A 17183-nucleotide genomic window follows, 5' to 3' on the forward strand; every position below is an offset into this window, starting at 1 on the left:
TCGCGCTCGGCCTCGAGGCCGTCGACCAAGAGCGCGAAGTCGATGTCGTCGCCCGTCGTGCCGTGCTTGCGCGAATCGCGTTCGAGCGCGGCGAGCTGGTCCTCGAAAATCTGCTTGGTGTCGGACAAAAGGCGTCCGATCAACGTCGACTTGCCGTCATCCACCGAACCGCAGGTCAGGAAGCGCAGCAGCGACTTCTTCTCCTGCGCGGCCAGATAATCGCGGACGCCATCCGTGGGAGCGAGGCTCTTCGCCTTGATGTGGCGCATGGTCAGAAATACCCCTCGCGCTTCAGGTTGAGACTATCGGTCCTGCAAGCCCTGATGTGAAGCCCATCCGCCGCTGGGTCAAACGTGACCTGTTGCGGGTCAGTACGCCTGGGACCGCAATTGCGGCCGTCGCCTCGCAGATGGGGCGGCGGCTTCAGTCGGGTCTGGATGGAGCGGCCCGGCACCCCCTTGTTGGGATGGGGCTAGGACACCGGGCCTAACCGACGGGCAGTTTGTGAGAAACGGCGCCGGGGGATAACGGACTATATGCGCTCATACCCAAGACGCGCAAAGCATACGAAAGAAGTATGAGGAAAACATGCGGGGTCAACCGATGACCGATCAGCCAGTGACGTGCAGGCGCCGCCTCACGCTCTCTTCCGGCGATTTGCGGGATCAGGCTTGCAGCGCTGCTGCTATCCCTCGTTCTCGCCTAGCCGGGAAACCAGTGACCACGCCACCATCGATCCGGTTGGTCTTGCCGAGGCGCTTGGCCGTGGCGGCGAGGTCGAACCAATGTGCACCTCGGTCGCCGAGTTCGCCGCGATTGGCGGCCGTATGGTTTGTTGCCGGCAAACAGGGGATGACCAGTCGCAACCCCTGTCTCAGCTTATTGATGCGAGACAAGCTGAACGCAATTACAGGTTGTAATACCTTTGGACATATTAGCTAGCTAATATATAATTACCAATTGTTAACCAGGATTAATGCGCCCTTTCCACAGCATTGTAGTATGCCCTTTAGGTTGGGTTACCTCCATAGGGCGGGGAGGCCATACGTCCGTGCGTTGGGGCGGCGTATGCTCTACTCCTTGAATCCAATCCCCGGTTAAATCTAGGCAGCCTGACACGATGGAGCGTATCAGTTCACGCGTCTGACAAGCTTTGCGGGGCCCAATCAAATGGGAGAAAAGCAAGTCGGACGGAGAGGAGTATGTAAGGCGATGGGACCTCACCAAACTTCCGATTCCTGGAATGATGCAATACGACCGTTACACAATGGACATCTGCCGGACTCGAATGGCCTAGGCAGATCCGATGTCGAAGAAGAGCACCGAAGCGAAGGCCTAGTCCTGATTGTAGACAAGCGAGCGCTTGAACGTGAATGCCTTGCTCGTGGCCTTATCGAACACAATCCCACTTTGCGCGTTAGCGCGGTAGGATCGCTTGACGAGATCCAGCACATTGCTGGGAAAGAGGAGCCATCCGCGGTACTGGTCATTCTTGGCGCCAGAAAGGTCTCCGAGCAGAGTGTTCGGGCGGAACTTACGGACTTCATTGCTGAGATTGGCACCGTACCCGTAATCGTCGTGGTGGATTCCGACGACCCGGGGGAGGTTCTCGCCGCACTCGAATGCGGAGCCCGAGGCTACATTCCCACAAGTGTGAAGGTGAAGGTCGCTGCCGAGGCCATTGGTCTCGCTCGCGCCGGAGGGATCTTTGTACCCGCCAGCTGCGTGCTGGCGCTTCGAGAGATCATCCACTCGACGGCAAACGGTGCGCGGCCGCTCGCCGGCATGTTCACGATACGCGAGGCTGCGGTCGTAGAGGCGCTCAGGAAAGGCAAGGCGAACAAGATAATTGCCTACGAACTCAATCTTTGCGAGAGCACCGTCAAGGTCCACATCCGCAATATCATGAAGAAACTGAAGGCTACGAACCGCACGGAAGTAGCCTACAAGCTCAGACAGATGTTGCTGTGACGGCTGCTTCGGACTTTACTTAGCCGGTCCGGCAACTATTGCCGGACCCGCTGAGGTTGGACACCCGCCCGGGTCGTTTTCGCGAACAGACTCGCTCGCGCTAGTGTTTAACTGCGTTGCCTCTCAATGGTCGCGGACCTTGCCTTCACGAGGAATCCAACACTGTCCTCGCCCAGTTCTGCGCCCCGATATGCTGCTTCGGCGGCTTTCAGCCCTCCCGTCAGCCTGCGGACCGTCGGAGCTGCTCCGAGTACGTCAAGTGGCAAGCCTAGCTGATCGCGGCCGGGCCTCTTCGGCGGCCAAACCGTGAGGCCGAAGTAGCTGGCGGCCGAGCGATCGATCCCGCCGCTGAACTGGACCAACAGCGTTTGGTTCGAGTTCCGGCCAATTCGGCCCAGGCTGTTGATGTCCATTGGTGGTTTGTCGCTGGGTCGCATCGCTACGACGATGACATCCCAGGCATCGTCGGTCAGCAGCACCGGGTGCGAAAAAACGCTTACTCCCGCCCCGCGCTCGCGGAGCGCATATTCAAGGGATGATGCACAGGGCGTGTCGCAGACGATGGCGAGCTTGGCCGCGCGTAGATCGACACCGGCATCGTCCAGCAAGGTGCAGCATAACCGCGCGAACTCTGGCAGCAGGTCTACGGCTGGATGGTTGAGATTGAGAGCCGCAACCTTAATGCCGGCCTCGTCACAGGCGTCGAAGTCCACAGTGCCAGGCCGAAGCTCCCATGGTCCAGCCATTAGTGAAACAACCGCATGAGAGGGTAAGAGTTCGACAAGCGATCTAGAAATCGGCCCGACCTGGAGGGAGTTCGTGACGAGGTCGACGTCCTGCCATTTGCGGCTGTCGATGCGGTCCGTCACTTCCACGCGTTCCGACACGTTGGCAAAATTGGCAAATGCCAACGTCGCGGTCGCGGCTGCTGCCAGGCTCGGATGTCTGGAGGATATGCGAGTGAGCGCAACGACGCGGCTGGCCTTAGCGAGCGCCGCCGCTGCCGCAGTCACTGCTTGGTATCCTGTCGCAGCGCCAACGACCACGGTGAGGCCGGAGAGATCGAGATCGAGCAAGGCTATTTGCTTGCGCACGAGAGCAAGGACTTCGGCACGGTCGATCTCGGGAAAATCACGAGCAAACGACCTTGCTGAAAAATGACGTGATGTAGGCATGAAGCTGGGCACCACGTTGCGCGCTCTCACTATCTGGTAGGCCGGCAATGTCCTTTAAGCGGATCCGCTGCCCTGCCGGTCTCGTCTGGGCGCGATGCGCGTGCATTTCCTGCATTGCGTTGGCTGACGCGCTTGCGGCCTTCGCATTTGGTAAACTACTTCCTGTCTATTCTATTCTCGCCCAGGCGAGTGACGGTCCAAATTTGGTTGGCCCTCTGACCTCTTGGTGGCCGAACCCGTTCCAATCCGCGCTTTGGCAATACAGCCGAACCTGCCCGAACTGCTACTGCAGCAAACGGATGCTAGGTGATACCCCGTTTGATCGGAAGACTTACCGAGGCTACGCCTGCGACGCTCGGATCAGGCTAAGGGGGTAACGAGCGCTGGGTACGGCGCTACCTCCTTTGCTTCTCTTGCCGAGAATGACGCGCCGCTGTGAAGTTGGGCAGCAAAACCAGCAGCGTTTCTTGGTGACATCCGTGACAATAAGCGCCTTTGACATAAAGCACCGCGGGCCAGGCATCCGCGTCGGCCAAAACCTCCGTCCGCTTGGAGGCCGGCGCAAGAGGATGATGGACATGACCGTCGCATTGATCGCGCTTGTCCTCGCTGCGCCGGTGATGCTGGCGGTTGCCCTTTTGATATTGGTGACCGACGGCGGACCGGCGGTGTTCTCACACACCCGGATCGGGTTCAACGGCAGGCGCTTCGCCTGTTACAAATTCAGGACCATGGTGGCCAACTCGGAGCGGGTCCTGGCCGACTATCTCGCGAGCAATCCCGAAGCCGCCAAGGAGTGGGAGCAGAATTGGAAATTCAAGAATGACCCGCGGATCACATTCCTGGGGCGCATTCTCAGGAAGTCGAGCCTGGATGAGCTGCCTCAACTCATCAACGTGCTGCGCGGCGAGATGAGTTGCGTCGGCCCTCGTCCAGTCGTTCCCGACGAACTTCAACGTTACGGCTCCTCTGCGATCGATTATCTGAAAACCCGGCCTGGGCTAACTGGCCTTTGGCAGGTGGCCGGCAGAGACGCAATGGATTATCCCAGTCGTGTCTCTATCGACAGCCAATATGTGCGGGAATGGTCCCTATGGGCCGATGTTGTCATTCTCGTCCGGACTGTGGGCGCCGTGATGAAATTCGACCGTGCGTCTTGATTAGTGCGCATCGCAAATTCTTGCCCAATGCATTGCTTTGCCTAAAAACCGCATCGTGTTGTCGCGACCGCGATGGCGAAAGGTGCGGCGCCGGCCGGCCGCGGCGAAATGGCAGCCGCGGACCATTACTGCTCACGTGACATGCCTTGGCGCCAGATTACGCCCAGGAAGAGGCCGAGCAAGTAGGCGCCCTGCAGAACGACAACGAGAAGCAGGATTGAGATGAGGTGGTGCCAATCAAATACACTGCCGATGCCGCCTGCAGCGACGCCGCCCACGACAGTCACCGCGGTCATGATGATGAGCGCGGCAACTCGAAAACGAAATCCCAGCAAGATGCCGATAACACCGACGACGACAAGGCCCCAAAGCACGGCGATCTCCTATGGGTGGAAGACTCAGTGTGCCATCTCCAAGTCTCCCACATCTGCGAAATCGGTACCAACACTCAATCCGGCTGCACCGCCTCGCCGACGAGCGGTCGAGGGGCGGGAAATCGCCGCACACTCCCCCGTGCTGCACAAAAGGCGTAGAGCACCCTGTCCGAATGCCCCCTTTTCGCTCATTTCCTTGTCCACCCGCCGAGCCTACGCTGCATGGAAATAGGTATGCGGAGATTCACCCGCCGTGCGGCAGCATGCAATGATTTATGATCCGGACGCCAAGCCTGTGTTTATCAGTGCAGCTATTCAGGACAACAAGGCGCTGGATGTTGCGCATCAACGCGAGGCTGCGTCGGCGCGCAGTTCCCGCATAATGCCTCTAACGTGACATTCTACCTATGCTTCAGGTATCTGTCCTTTTGCTGATCCTGTCCATCTGGTTCCCTGGCGCCACGCGGATTGCCGGAACGGATGGCTCGCTTTCCTTCGTGCTGGCACTGTTCTGCGCTCTGCTAAGTGTCGGTGCCTATGCGGAAACAGCAAGACGCCTCCATCGGATTGAGGCCGCCCTGACGACAGCGGTGCTGACGATATCTGCTGTCATCATCGTTCTCTCTCTACTGTCGATGCTCTACGCAGACAATCCGATGAGGACGATGCGCGCGGTTTTCTCACAAGTGTTTGGTTTCGCGATCATTCCAGCAGTCGCGGCGATCTCCTTGAGACCGAAGGGTCTCGTGGCAATCGACAGGGTTGTGACGACCATAGTCATCATGACTGTCGTAACATCCTGTCTTGTCGCAATCGGGCTGGGCGATGCCAGATTCGCCGATCGGGCCGAAGGCTATTTCAAGCACTCGAACCAACTCGGGATCGCGTTGTCGGCTGGTCTGCCGCTTGTCGCCGCGAAGCTGGTCACATCCCGCCGGCACCGACTTCTCCTTATGGGCTGCCTCGCTGCGGTGCTCCTGGGTTTGGTGAAATCGGGTTCGAAGACCAACTTCGTTCTCGGTGTGGTGGGCCTTGGTCTTTTCTTTGCACTATACAGTATATATTTAATCAGAAGAAAGCAGAGTCCGTTAAAAGTAATCGTGGGAACCATTGCCGCTCCGGTATTGTTCGAAGCGAGCCTGCTGACATTGCAGTTCCTAAATCCACGGGCTTACGGCCTGCTGGCCCTTCAACTTTCCGGAGGCGAGGCGCATTCGGTGGTATCGCGGCAGCGCCTGTGGTCCATATCGATCGATCTCGGCCTGTCGCACCCGTTCACGGGTGTGGGGGCAGGGCAATGGGTGGAAGATATCGCACCCCATAGCCATAATCTGTTCATTGACTTCTTTAGAACACTGGGAGTGCCCGGCTTGGCGTTGGTGTCGATGCTGGTTCTCGTGGTCATGGCATATCTGGTCAGGGTCGTGTTCTGCACATTATTCGGCAACGACAGGGGGGGCGACCATGCGGCGGAAGTGAATGTGATGGTGCTTGGGACGTCGGTTTCCCTGTGGAACTACATCATCGCAAACCAGATGAGCGACTCCTTCGGTCCATCGACAGCGCCTTTCTTCTGGCTGCCGTTGGCTTTGCTCATCTTCTACCGCGGCGTCCAACGATCACTGCAGACCGGCCCTGAGCGTCCGAAATTGTACGCGGTTCCAGGGTCCCAGCTCTTTCAACATTGAAATTCCCATGGCTTCGCACACAGTCCATGACCTGACGGCAGGCTTGCCGCCAAACGTCGAACCACGCCCACTTCAAACAGACATTCGATTTGTGGAATTCTTTGGTCTCCCCGGGATTGGAAAGACAACCGCAACCACCCTGTTGGCGAACGGTTTGCGGCGGCACGGCCCGTTGGTGGGTGATGTGCGGGTAGCGTCGGAGACAAGAAAGTTCATCGGCCGCCAGATCTACAGAATAGGTATTGTTGCACCAAGGCTTAGGGATCGTGAGTTTCGCTCCTTGCTCTCGCGCATTGCGCGCTTTGTCATCGAAGGTGGGCAATCATCAATTGTCGACATAGCCAGAGTCATCTGGAACCTTTCGTTTCTGATTGCTTATGTTCAAAGCGAGAGACAGGGAAGAAATACAATTATTGTCATGGACCAGGGCCTGTTGCAGGGATTCCTATCCATCTTGCTTAAGAGCAGGCGTGGGGCAACATCCGAGAAGTGGCTTGATATCCTGTTCGCCATTGGCGTGCACGATATTGCTTTTGTCCATCTGCGCGGCGAGATCGGCGTGGCACGAGATCGACTTCTGAAAAGGGGCGATCGGTCCTCGCGGATGCAAAGGACATCTCCTGACCGCGGCCTTGATCTGTGGTCGACCGCGGATGGTGCTTGCCGCCAGATTGCGACCGATCTTGAGTGGAGGATGGGAACGGAAGATCACGCCGGCGTACTGGTGGCGGTCAACGTGGAGAGGGTTGCGTCGCCCGAAGACGTCGCCGAAAGGGTTCTCGACGCGGTGCTACTGGCCTGCCTTGAACGGCATCGGCTGTGCGATAGGGTAGGTCAATGAGCGCGAAAATGGACCGCCGTTCTTTCATGGCCGTCGCCGGCTTGTATCCTGTAATCGCTTTGTTGCCGAGCTCGCTCCGAGCGCAAGGCGGCCAAAAGCCGGGAGGCAACGAGTTCGTCCTGGCGGGTGAGTATGGCTTCAAACAGCAATTAATTCGGAATCTCCAGCCGGGAGCAACTATCAATGCTCGCAATGCTTCCTTCACGGTGGCCAACAGCAGAAACAGCGATCCCAGCGCGACGATGGGCTGCGACGAGGGGCCGTTGCCGGTCAATCGCTATCCCGTCGTCATCCGCAACTGTCCCGGGGTTCGCTTTGTCGGCGGCCGCTTCGACGGCCAGGTACCGCTGACGTCTGATTGGCGGGATACCTACTGCAACAGCGCGGCTCTGCTTGTCAGGGACGGAACCACCGATGCGACAATAGAAGGGGTGCGTGCCCGTCGCTGCTGGGATGGCATTCGCCTCGCCGAGCACGCCGACGGTTTTCGCCTAAAAGGGTGCTGGCTCAGCGAAATCAGGGATGATGCGGTGGAGAACGACTATCTCCTCAGCGGTATCATCGAAGATTGCCTGTTTGACGGATGTTTCTCGGGGATCAGCCTGGACCCTGCGTCAAACGAGCGGGACGGAACAGGGCAAACGGTGCGGGTCGACAAATCCCTCATTCGTATGCATGCCTTCCTGTCCAAGGGCGAAATCACCCATCAGGCGCCGATCAAGGCTGTCGATCAGTCGCCCAGGTTGAGGATCACGGAATCCGTTTTCGCATTGGCCGCGGCCAACATGCGTGGATTCCATCGCCTGGAAAGAACATGGCGGCTGACGATTGAAAGCCGCGACAACGTTTTGCTGTGGCTGCCCGACGAGGCAATCCCCTCCTCGTTGCCGCTGCCGCCATCTGGTTTCAGATTGCTGACGGGCGCCAACGCCCGCGAATATTGGAACAAGGCGCATCTCCAGTGGATCGCGGCGCATCAGGACGTGGTCCGGTTCTCCGACGAATTGCTGTGAGAAGTCGCAGCGTCGGCAATGATTATCCTAACTGCAAAGACAGGTGGCGCTCGCATGCACCCTGCTTGCAACAACAGCTTGGACCGTCACCGCGATGAACCAGCACGAGGCGATTGACAGAAGTATGGCATCAGGATCCGTCGATCACGGCCCTGGCACGTTTGTGATTCAGGGGCGGTTGGTACGCGTCAGGGGACAAAATATCCTGTTCAGCCCTTCCCAGAAGGCCATTTTCGCCGTCAACGATACTGCTGCCGACATCTGGCGCTCTCTGGAAGAAGGCATGCCACCGCACGCCATCTCGGTCGAGATGGCGCGCAGTGGCGTTGATAGACTTGAGGCAGACAGGCATGTCGAGGCTGCACTCGAAGATTGGCAGCGGCTGAACCTGATACGGCCCTGCGCGCCCTTGTCTACTTCGTCAGCTCAAAAGCCTGTGAGCCAGGTGGTCGCGGTTGCGGGCCTCCACATACGCATCGTCTATCCGGCAGCCTACGCCTTTCCCGCGATTTCCGTATTTCGCCACCTCGAGGTCAAAAGAGATACTGCCGACGTACTGCTCGAGGTGGTTGGGCAGGGAGGGAGAGTCCATCTGTTGCGGGATGGCAAGTGGATTTTGTCCTGCTCCCTCGACGAACTACCCGTCATGCTGAAGGGGCAATTGCTGACCGAGGTTCTGGACTACGGCGCATATGAACTTGCCCTCCATGCGGCTGCGCTTCTCAGAAATGAACGCATCGTCCTTCTTTGTGGCAATCCGGGCGCGGGCAAGACGACGCTGACCTTGGCACTGGTCCATGCAGGATTTGGCTTTGTCGCCGATGATGTGACGCTGCTGGACTCTAGCGGGCATGGCGTCGGCCTTCCGTTTGCCCCGGCGGTCAAGGCGGGAGCATGGCCGTTGCTGGCCAAATACTGCCCCGGCCTCGATGCCGTTCCGATCTGTCGCCGCCCCGACCGCAAGCGTGTAAGATTTGCCGTGCCCAAGGCGTTCGTGCCCTTGCCTCCCGCTCCCCTGCCCATTGGCTGTGTGGTTTTGCTCCGTAGAGGTCGTGACTCGAAAGCTAGCCTGGAGCCGATCGATCCAGCTCACGCATTGCGCGGCCTGCTCAACGGCGCGCTGGCACCCGGCGGAGAGCTCAGTGGCACCGCTTTCGAAGTGCTGACCCAACTCATCGGCTCGGCGCAAACCTATTGCCTGACCTATTCGGGGCTTGATGATGCGGTACAGCTTATCTCGAAGGCGTGCCATGACGAGTAGAGGCAACGCGCTTAAGGCGTTGGTCGCTGGACTTCGCGGCGCTCCGACCGACAGCGCCGACTGGCAGGCCGTGATTGCTCTGGCAAATCACACTCTGCTCACACCCGATTTGTTCTCGTCTCTCGCTCGGGCCGGACAAATCCATCAACTCCCGCAGGACGTGCGCGAGTACCTTCGGTTCGTTCACGACTGCAATCGCGAACGGAACCTGCGCTTGCGTACCCAACTGCGTGAAGCCATTGCGGCCCTCAATGGCCGCGACATCGTACCGTTTCTGCTCAAGGGGGCCGTTCCTCTGTTCCTTTCGCCGGGCGGCCAGGTTCCCAGTAGGATGACGAGTGACCTCGACCTAGCCGTGGACCCGCGCGAAGAGACGTTCGCCCGGACCTGTCTTGAAGAGCTTGGCTACGTCGATGTGGCGGGCGCCCGAGGCATGGCCCGCGAGCATGACGCCGGAATGCTGGAACTTCGGCCGAGCCAACCAACCTGCTATGCCCCTCCCGAACTCGTCCAACTCGGAGGACTTCGGGTGAACATTCCTCCCGCTCGGTCTCGCGCCCTGCATTGGATGGTGCACGACCTTCTCAAGGAGGGAGATTACTGGCGCGGAAGGATAGATCTCAGGCACCTTCATGATCTGGCCCGATTGGCGGAAAGCGAGGACGTGGACTGGATGTCACTGCAGGAATCCATGCCGGATCGGAGCGCCCGCAATGCGCTCGACACCCAGCTCTTGGCCTTGCATCATTTCTTTGGAACCAGAATCCCCGCAAAATGTACACAGCGCCCGATGGTCCGTTTCCAGCACTGGAGGCGCGTCTTCACGGCGACCCATCCCATCATTGGCGCCCCGCTGCGCCTGGCAGGCAATTTGATGTGGGGCATATGGCGGTTTTCACGCGCCTACGGGTTGGCGAAACGTGGGCCGTCGGACCCCTTGCATCGCGTCGCTCGCACTCTCTTCAATCCTCGCACGAAAATCTAAGCCTTTTGGGGAACTAGTGCGCCTGTATGGAAAGCGTAAGATCAACCTGCGAATTTGAGAAAGTTTGTGGGAGGTCGAAATGTCAATAGAAAGCACAAAACGCTCGGAACGGACGCAAGAGACGCTGGTCTCGGAGGCTCAAGCGCGCCGTGACTTTCTTAAGAAGGCGGGGCGTTTTGCGGCGGTTACGCCGCCGGCTGTGACGCTTCTGCTCGGCACAAGCTTGAACTCCAAGGCAATTGCCAAATCGGGCGGCACACGCCCCGGCAATGGTTGGGGAGACGAGAACCATATTCACGTCGGCCCGCCCGGCCAGGTGAAAAAAGATCATTGAGCAGGTCGCTGAAAAACAGCGTCTCGACGACATAGGGCCCAGCCCTTCGTGAAAGCCCGGACCGCTTGCGGCACCCAGAGTGCCGCCGGCGGCCCGGGTTTTTTTAACGGCGCCGATACACGTTGCATCGAGCATCGTCCCATTGCCGATTTTTGTAACCGGTCTTCCGCTCCCACGTTGTCGTTCTCTTCTCGCCGGATTGAACGACATGATAAACGGCGCCTATGGGAATCAAGAACTACCTGATCGAAGGCGGTTCCGGCACTGGAAAAACGTCTGTCGCCACCGAACTGGAGCGGCGGGGTTATCATGTCGTCCATGGTGACCGGGCCTTGGCCTATGTCGGCGACCCCGAAACAGGCAAGGCACTGCCAGGACCACCCGAAGGCCAGGATCACATCGCCTGGGGATACGCGCACTGGATTTGGCCCGTCGACAAGGTCCGGGCCATTGCTGCCGACACCACCCATCCTGCCACCTTCTTCTGTGGCGGGTCGCGCAATTTCCATAAATTCCTGGACTTATTCGACAAGGTCTTTGTGCTCGACGTAGACGTTGAGACGTTGAACCGACGATTGGATGGGCGACCGAATGAGCCAGGTTTCGATCCGGCCGAGCGGCGGCTGGTATTGCGCTACCATCATACCCGGGAATATCTTCCCGCTGGCATCGATATCGACACTGCGGGCACGGTCCCAAGCGTTGTCGACGATATCCTCGCCCAACTCGCCTGAAGCCCTGAACGCATCGTGAATGGTTTGCGGGAAGACGCTAATGCATGTCGCCCGGAAATGTCCTCGGTTCCGGAATAACGACATGCATGAAATCAGAAGCTTACAGCAGGTCGGGCGAATCCTATTCGCCGCGACATGCTGTAGTCGCCTCCTGAAGGGCTCACTGGCGGCGCTGAGACTAGCCGACCGGCAGCAGCTTGCGGATTGGCAAGCCGGACGCCCTAACGACTGACTTGAAGACGCGAAGCCGTGCCGGATCAGGCGATTACCCAATCGTTCAAATGGAATTCATAGATCTTGCCGTCGTTCTCGTTCGGATCCGTGTTGTTGTCCACGCCCCGATCGACGATATAGAGGCTCATTTGGTGGCTCGGATCGTCGCTGCTCGGCGCCAGCGCCAATCCGGCCGGTTTATGCGCATCGGCCGCCGAGATATCGAGCGTGCCCAGCAGATTCCCGGTTGGCGTTATCATTGCCACCGAGGTGCGTGACACGATGACGTAAAGCAGGTCGTGGACCGCATCATACGCGAGGCCCCCGTCAGCAGGGGATCCGAGCGATTGTACAGAAAAACTCGTCACGACATCATCGCCACCCGTGCTTGGGACGCCGTCGAATTTGCCGTTCTGGCCCGGAGCGATGGTGTAAATGTTATGGTTTGAGCCATCCTCGAGATAGAGCACTCCGCGTTTTGTGTCGTAGGCAAGAGCCTCCGAATCCTTACTGCCGAACGCGGCGGTCTTGAATGAGGTCACGATATCGTCGGACGTGTTGTAAAGCCCATCCTTGCCTGGGTTCAGCTCGTAGACGCTCTTCGTGCCGGTATCGTCCGAGAAGAAGAGATGGTGGTTGGCAGGATTATAAGCGACCCCGGCCGGCTCGTCCGAGAAGTTGATGGTACTGAGCGTTCCCATGAGATTGCCGGCCAGATTCATTTGGTAGAGATTCTTGCCGGTAAAAATGGGCATTTCATCGACTTCACTGTCGGCAACCAGCAGCGTGCCAAGGTGAGAAATATAGACGATGTCAGTAGGATCGGGGCTCGGCGGCGACCACTGCGAGGTCAGGATGGTATGGGCCAGGGTCACCGATGTCGGCAGCTGGCTGCTACCAGTGACGTCAACGGTGAAAGTGTGAGTATCGAAGCTGCCGTCGGACGAGGTGGCTTTGACGTGGAAATTGATTGTCGGTTCGGACTGGGCGTTGAGCGTGCCGGTGCTCGATCGCGTGATGACCCCGGTGCTGGAATTGATGGCGAAGCGCGAGTCGTCGATCGTGTAGGTGACCATCGAGCCGGCATCGGGATCCGAGGCCGAAGCGGTGATGCCGACGGCAGTACCGGCGGCGGCACTCTGGAGAATCTGGTTGGCCGCGGTGTTGGCATCGGGCGGAGCGTTGAATGCGACCGATTCCGGGCTGTCGAGGACGGCGAGAGTGAAGCTCTTGTTGGCGGTGCTGCCGTCGGAGGAGGTCGCCGTCACCGTCAGGTTGATGGATGGCTGGGTCTCGAAGTCGAGCGTGCCGACGGCCGAGCGCGTGATGACACCGGTGCTGGAATTGATGGTGAAGCGCGCATCGTTGATGCTGTAGGTGACGCTCGATCCGGCATCGGGATCGGTAGCCGAAGCAGTAATTCCGGTAGGGGCACCGGTCGCGGCGAGCTCGTTAATCTCGTTGGTGGCTGAATTGCTATCGGCGGGTGTGTTGAAGGCCACCGGCTTGCCGGATCCTGGCAACAGGTATTCGACGTGCAGCAGCGGCGCACTGGCGGGATTGTACTCGTATGAATCGGCCGTGCGCGTCCCGGTGCCGCTGATCAGGAAGGCCATGTCGTTGAGCGCCACCCAGCCGGAGCGGTTGACGACCTCCTGGACGATGGCCGTAAGGTCCGGCGTGCGCTCGGCAAGGCCCTGTTCGCCCACGACGGTCCACGGGTCCGGTGTCCAGGCGGCGGATGCCGTCGTCCGGGGAAGCGAGGAGACATTGAAGGCGGCGCTGGTGAAGGGGCTGGCGTCGTCGGTGTTGTCGCCCTGGATCAGCAGCGAGGCCGCGCCGGTTTTCACCTCGTTGGCCTGGAACTGGATGTAGGCGCTGGTGATGATGGCACCCTTGGGGATGTCGATGCCGGTGAAGCGAAGGCCGACGGTCTGGCGGGTGCTGCCGTCATAACCCAGCTCCAGATCGCTGATGTTGGTCCCAATCGTACCGGAGCCTTTCTCCTCGACGTCGTCGCCTGCGGTCGCCACCCTGGTCTCGAAGATCGGGTCGATCGCACTTGAGCTGGCGGCGAGGAGGCTGCTGGTGGCGACAGCGCCCCCTGTCGAGACCGTGCGGGTGTCTGCAAGGGCAGGGGCGGTGTAGGTGACGCTTCTGTCCACATGATTCCGGGAGCTGTCGACAAAGGTGCTGTCCAGATGGATGGCAAGTCCAGCCGGCACCTCGGTCTGTCCGGTGAATTTCAATCCGCCGTCGTCTCCCGATGGCGGGATGATCCCATGCCCGGAAATGAGATCGAGCTTGCTCGCGGCTGGTTCCAAGTTCGGAGTGTGGCTGCCCTGGCCGGTTTCGGCAGCAAGCCCCTCGCCAAGATCGGAGAGCACATGACCCGTCTCGTTACCGCTTTCTTTTCCGCTCGGCTGGGTCCAATCGTCAATGTTCAGCCAGTCGCCGCCAATGCCTGCGTCGCTGCCGAATTCAGTCGTCAGGAATTTCGCGCCAACCTCAGTCAGTTTAGTCATGTTGGATTTCCCTTCCCCAATTTCCCGTGATTAAAACCGGCATCGCCACGCGCCCGACAGGAGGTCAGTTCCCATACCCCAGGCGCGAATCGCCACCGCGTCGCGGGCGCATGAAAGCCGCGGCCCGATTGTCCTGCTGGTCAGTCTGTTGCCTTCTTCATCCTGGGCCAGGCCGGCGCCACGGCCGCGAGCAGGCGCAGCAGTGATAGCCCGTCCCGTCCAAGGAACAGCGACGGCAGGATCCAGCACAGCAGCAAGCCTCCGGCGGATGCCAGCAATGCCGTATCGATGAGCAGGGGAAGAGGAGATAGATGGAACTCGCGCAGCCAGTCCACGACTGCCCAGACGCCAGTCCCGACAACACCCGCGAGCGCGAGCCCGGGCAGGTGCGCCGCAAGGAAATCCCCCCATGTCATGCCGGTCACGCGGAGGCTCAACTGTGCCATGAGGAAGAAGTTGATCCCGAAGGCCGCGCCGACGCCGAACGCCACGCCTTCTATGCCCCAGAATTGCCCTATGAGGGAACCGGCGAAGACGCCGATGGTGAAAACCGCCTGGCGCCAGGCACGAGCGTAGACCGTCCCTGTTGCGCGCGAGACGGAATCGCTAAGCTTGTAGCTCGTGCGGAACAGCATGCTGAACGCTAGTATCTGGAGCGGCGCGACTACTCCCACCCATCCCCGCCCGAGAATGACCGCAACCAACTCCGGCGCGACGATCGCTACGACCACACTGGCGGGCAGGACCAGCAGAGCGCAACCCGCGACCGCGCTGCGATAGGCACGAGCAAGCCGCGCCGGCTGCTCCTGGACCAGAGCCATGGTCGGGAACAGCACTCGATCGAGAACCTGCCCGACGATGACCGCCGGCGTCGTCATCAGCTGCGACGACAGGCCGTACAGGCCAAGCGCATCTGCTCCGAGCCAGCGGCCCACGACAAGCCTGTCCGCCTGGGTGGCGAGGTAATTGCATATCCGGGCAATGGTGAAACCGCTTCCGAAATAAAGCAGCTCGACGGTGGCCCGGCGTTCCAGCAAAGGTAGCATCGGATGCGGCTGGCCAGCGAGCAGCACGACCATGCGGATGAATTGCTGGATCAGGAGCGCGCCGACGAGGGCCCAGATACCGAAGCCGAGCCAAGCCAGTACTGGACCGGCAACGACGTAGCCAGCGGCGAAGGCGCAGGCGTCGACGAGCGCCAGCCAGCGGAACCGCAGCGCGCGCTGGGCTGCGGCCAATGCCACCATGGAAGCGCCTTGGAAAAGGAACACAAAGCAGATGGCACGAACGATCGGAGCAAGATCGGGGAGCCGAAGCAGACCGCCAATTGCCGGTGCCATCGCCCATACCAGGGCGGACACAACAAGGCCGAGGACGCACGACAAGGTGAACCCTACCCGAAGATGTCGTTCTTCCAGGACCGGGCGCTGGACGATTGCGGGGCTAATGCCAAGTCCCTGGAAGATCGCCGAAAACTTGATGACGATCAGCGCCGCGGAGTAAAGGCCGAACTCATTGGGCGAGAGCAGTCGGGCCAGGACGAGAAGCGCGACGAGCTCGGCGACCGCGAGGGCGCCCATCGACAGGGCCGTCCAGAACATGCCCACGACACTCTGTTTTGCCAGCCCCCGCCGGTTGTTGCTCACATCTCTCTCCACTCGTCGGCCGGTTCAAAAAGGCGACCACTGCGTCCATCCTGGATCCGCCGAGCCGCAGGCGATGCTCGGCGATGCGCCCGTGATCATCGGCGCCATGGTCATTTTCGTCATTGCCAGGATGACGGCGTAAGGGTCATCCGTGCCCTTCGACACTCGGCTTCACCGCACCTATTTTTCAGTTGCGTGCGCATGAGGCATCAAAGGGCCTCGGCAGCGGTCTCGCTTGCCCGCCCAGCGCGCCTTTCCTATTGAAGGAGCGGGGGGATTTCGTAGCGATAGAACTCCATCTCATCCCGGATCTCCGGTATGATCGCCGTCAAATCTTTCCGTTCGAGGCGGAGCCACTTCTGCTGGCGGCCAGGATCGATCATCTCCTTGGCCTTGTGGACGATATCGTCGGTACAGTTCAGCCCGCAATGCTCATAGATTCGCCGCAAGACCAACTCGGGGTCCTGTATCAAATCCTCGTAGCGAAAAGAGAGCACGCGGCCATTGCCCAGCTTGGCGAGATCTTCGCGAGCCTTTCGATTGCCGCGCGCCCACTGGCGCGCGATCACCGTCAGTTTCTCGTTCTCCGTCAAATCCCGATCTATCCCCTTGTAACGTGGCCCATAGATCGATGTGTATTTCTTCCCCAGCAGCCTTTTTGTGACCACCTGCTTCAGAACGTCTCTTGCGTAATAATGAATCTGTGACACGGGCGTCATCTTCAAGAGCCGTATTAGACCTTTTAAAGATTTAGCTCGCTGCCATTTAAGTTCCATCGAGCTTATGTAAGAAAAAGGATTTCTCGTTATATAGAGAAATATTGCGTCTGGAAATATCTTGTGAACAAACGGCACCCGCAGGACATTGGCAGGCGTATTTTCCATGATCTGTCTGTCGCCGTGTTGCGACTGATATTCAAGGAATCTGCCGCGAATGTAGCGAGCGACCCTATCAGTAGCGTCGGTTTCGACGAATTCGTCATGACGCCGCGCCGGATCGGCGTATAGCCACACTGTTTTCGGCTCGTACCAGGTAACGATGTCGGGGTGCAGCCCGATTAATTTTTGTGCGATTGTGGTTCCAGACCGATAGTTGCCGATCAGGAAAATCGGAGGTTTCAGCTCTGTTGCTGTCATGACAGGTCTCCGTCTCTAAAGGTTAGCCAGGATCGCGCCGACCGGCGTGAAAAGCTCCGCCGCGCGGCTACTGGTCTCTGAACGCACGCATGATCTGGTCCCTCAAAGGTCCATGGCCCGACGAACC

The 17183-nt window shown here is 59.3% G+C and carries 15 protein-coding genes; 9 read left to right on the forward strand and 6 right to left on the reverse strand.

Features of this window, described 5'->3' with window-relative positions:
* The coding region (locus O7A70_RS16275; RefSeq protein WP_337141262.1) for a GTP-binding protein at positions 1–269 on the reverse strand (269 nt) is incomplete at its 3' end.
* 1141 nt (positions 270–1410) lie between these two features.
* Here O7A70_RS16275 and O7A70_RS16280 point away from each other — a divergent pair.
* Complete coding sequence (locus tag O7A70_RS16280) at positions 1411–1971, forward strand: response regulator transcription factor (RefSeq protein WP_337141263.1); 561 nt, start codon at positions 1411–1413, stop codon at positions 1969–1971.
* Between the two features lie 107 nt (positions 1972–2078).
* Here the strand turns inward: O7A70_RS16280 and O7A70_RS16285 are convergent, their stop codons facing one another.
* Positions 2079–3194: a hypothetical protein gene (locus O7A70_RS16285; protein WP_337141264.1), complete on the reverse strand. Its 1116-nt coding sequence runs from the start codon at positions 3192–3194 to the stop codon at positions 2079–2081.
* A 524-nt stretch (positions 3195–3718) separates the two neighbouring features.
* On the opposite strand from O7A70_RS16285, the gene O7A70_RS16290 reads away from it, so the two are divergent.
* Positions 3719–4306: a sugar transferase gene (locus tag O7A70_RS16290; RefSeq protein ID WP_337141621.1), complete on the forward strand. Its 588-nt coding sequence runs from the start codon at positions 3719–3721 to the stop codon at positions 4304–4306.
* Between the two features lie 125 nt (positions 4307–4431).
* Here O7A70_RS16290 and O7A70_RS16295 read toward each other — a convergent pair whose 3' ends face one another.
* The gene (locus O7A70_RS16295; protein ID WP_337141265.1) at positions 4432–4680 is read right to left on the reverse strand and encodes a hypothetical protein; all 249 of its coding nucleotides are present in this window, start codon (positions 4678–4680) and stop codon (positions 4432–4434) included.
* Positions 4681–5087: 407 nt separating this feature from the next.
* Here O7A70_RS16295 and O7A70_RS16300 point away from each other — a divergent pair, with 407 nt between their 5' ends.
* The 7 genes from O7A70_RS16300 (at position 5088) to O7A70_RS16330 (ending at position 11536) form a co-directional block, all read left to right on the forward strand.
* Complete coding sequence (locus tag O7A70_RS16300) at positions 5088–6368, forward strand: O-antigen ligase family protein (RefSeq protein WP_337141266.1); 1281 nt, start codon at positions 5088–5090, stop codon at positions 6366–6368.
* Positions 6369–6375: 7 nt separating this feature from the next.
* Positions 6376–7209 carry a hypothetical protein gene (locus tag O7A70_RS16305; protein ID WP_337141267.1) on the forward strand — a complete coding sequence of 278 codons (834 nt, stop codon included), beginning with the start codon at positions 6376–6378 and terminating at the stop codon, positions 7207–7209.
* A complete protein-coding gene (locus tag O7A70_RS16310) occupies positions 7206–8222 on the forward strand; it encodes a hypothetical protein (protein WP_337141268.1) in 1017 nt (338 codons plus the stop codon). Before O7A70_RS16305 ends, O7A70_RS16310 begins: the two co-directional genes overlap by 4 nt.
* 94 nt (positions 8223–8316) lie before the next feature.
* Positions 8317–9483, forward strand: coding sequence for a PqqD family peptide modification chaperone (locus O7A70_RS16315; protein ID WP_337141269.1), 1167 nt, complete (start codon positions 8317–8319; stop codon positions 9481–9483).
* Entirely contained in the window at positions 9473–10468 is a 996-nt protein-coding gene (locus O7A70_RS16320; protein ID WP_337141270.1) for a nucleotidyltransferase family protein, read from the forward strand. The genes O7A70_RS16315 and O7A70_RS16320 overlap by 11 nt, the downstream gene beginning before the upstream one ends.
* 79 nt (positions 10469–10547) lie before the next feature.
* Positions 10548–10802: a hypothetical protein gene (locus O7A70_RS16325; protein WP_156938267.1), complete on the forward strand. Its 255-nt coding sequence runs from the start codon at positions 10548–10550 to the stop codon at positions 10800–10802.
* A gap of 224 nt (positions 10803–11026) precedes the next feature.
* Positions 11027–11536 carry a nucleoside kinase gene (locus O7A70_RS16330; protein WP_337141271.1) on the forward strand — a complete coding sequence of 170 codons (510 nt, stop codon included), beginning with the start codon at positions 11027–11029 and terminating at the stop codon, positions 11534–11536.
* 257 nt (positions 11537–11793) lie between these two features.
* Here the strand turns inward: O7A70_RS16330 and O7A70_RS16335 are convergent, their stop codons facing one another.
* From O7A70_RS16335 to O7A70_RS16345, 3 genes are all read right to left on the reverse strand, one after another.
* The gene (locus O7A70_RS16335; protein WP_337141272.1) at positions 11794–14274 is read right to left on the reverse strand and encodes an RTX toxin; all 2481 of its coding nucleotides are present in this window, start codon (positions 14272–14274) and stop codon (positions 11794–11796) included.
* A gap of 140 nt (positions 14275–14414) precedes the next feature.
* Entirely contained in the window at positions 14415–15920 is a 1506-nt protein-coding gene (locus O7A70_RS16340; protein ID WP_337141273.1) for a lipopolysaccharide biosynthesis protein, read from the reverse strand.
* A 257-nt stretch (positions 15921–16177) separates the two neighbouring features.
* Complete coding sequence (locus tag O7A70_RS16345) at positions 16178–17056, reverse strand: sulfotransferase family protein (protein WP_337141274.1); 879 nt, start codon at positions 17054–17056, stop codon at positions 16178–16180.
* Positions 17057–17183 lie beyond the last annotated feature (127 nt).

It is taken from the genome of Mesorhizobium sp. Cs1299R1N1 (assembly GCF_037179655.1).
Classification (GTDB): Bacteria; Pseudomonadota; Alphaproteobacteria; order Rhizobiales; family Rhizobiaceae; genus Mesorhizobium; species Mesorhizobium salmacidum.

What these genes read in the sequence shown, in the direction of transcription:
- O7A70_RS16290 (WP_337141621.1), top strand. Translation starts at nt 3,719, where the DNA reads ATGGACATGACCGTCGCATTGATCGCGCTTGTCCTCGCTGCGCCGGTG.
- O7A70_RS16300 (WP_337141266.1), top strand. Translation starts at nt 5,088, where the DNA reads ATGCTTCAGGTATCTGTCCTTTTGCTGATCCTGTCCATCTGGTTCCCT.
- O7A70_RS16305 (WP_337141267.1), top strand. Translation starts at nt 6,376, where the DNA reads ATGGCTTCGCACACAGTCCATGACCTGACGGCAGGCTTGCCGCCAAAC.
- O7A70_RS16310 (WP_337141268.1), top strand. Translation starts at nt 7,206, where the DNA reads ATGAGCGCGAAAATGGACCGCCGTTCTTTCATGGCCGTCGCCGGCTTG.
- O7A70_RS16315 (WP_337141269.1), top strand. Translation starts at nt 8,317, where the DNA reads ATGAACCAGCACGAGGCGATTGACAGAAGTATGGCATCAGGATCCGTC.
- O7A70_RS16320 (WP_337141270.1), top strand. Translation starts at nt 9,473, where the DNA reads ATGACGAGTAGAGGCAACGCGCTTAAGGCGTTGGTCGCTGGACTTCGC.
- O7A70_RS16325 (WP_156938267.1), top strand. Translation starts at nt 10,548, where the DNA reads ATGTCAATAGAAAGCACAAAACGCTCGGAACGGACGCAAGAGACGCTG.
- O7A70_RS16330 (WP_337141271.1), top strand. Translation starts at nt 11,027, where the DNA reads ATGGGAATCAAGAACTACCTGATCGAAGGCGGTTCCGGCACTGGAAAA.
- O7A70_RS16335 (WP_337141272.1), bottom strand. Translation starts at nt 14,274, where the DNA reads ATGACTAAACTGACTGAGGTTGGCGCGAAATTCCTGACGACTGAATTC.
- O7A70_RS16345 (WP_337141274.1), bottom strand. Translation starts at nt 17,056, where the DNA reads ATGACAGCAACAGAGCTGAAACCTCCGATTTTCCTGATCGGCAACTAT.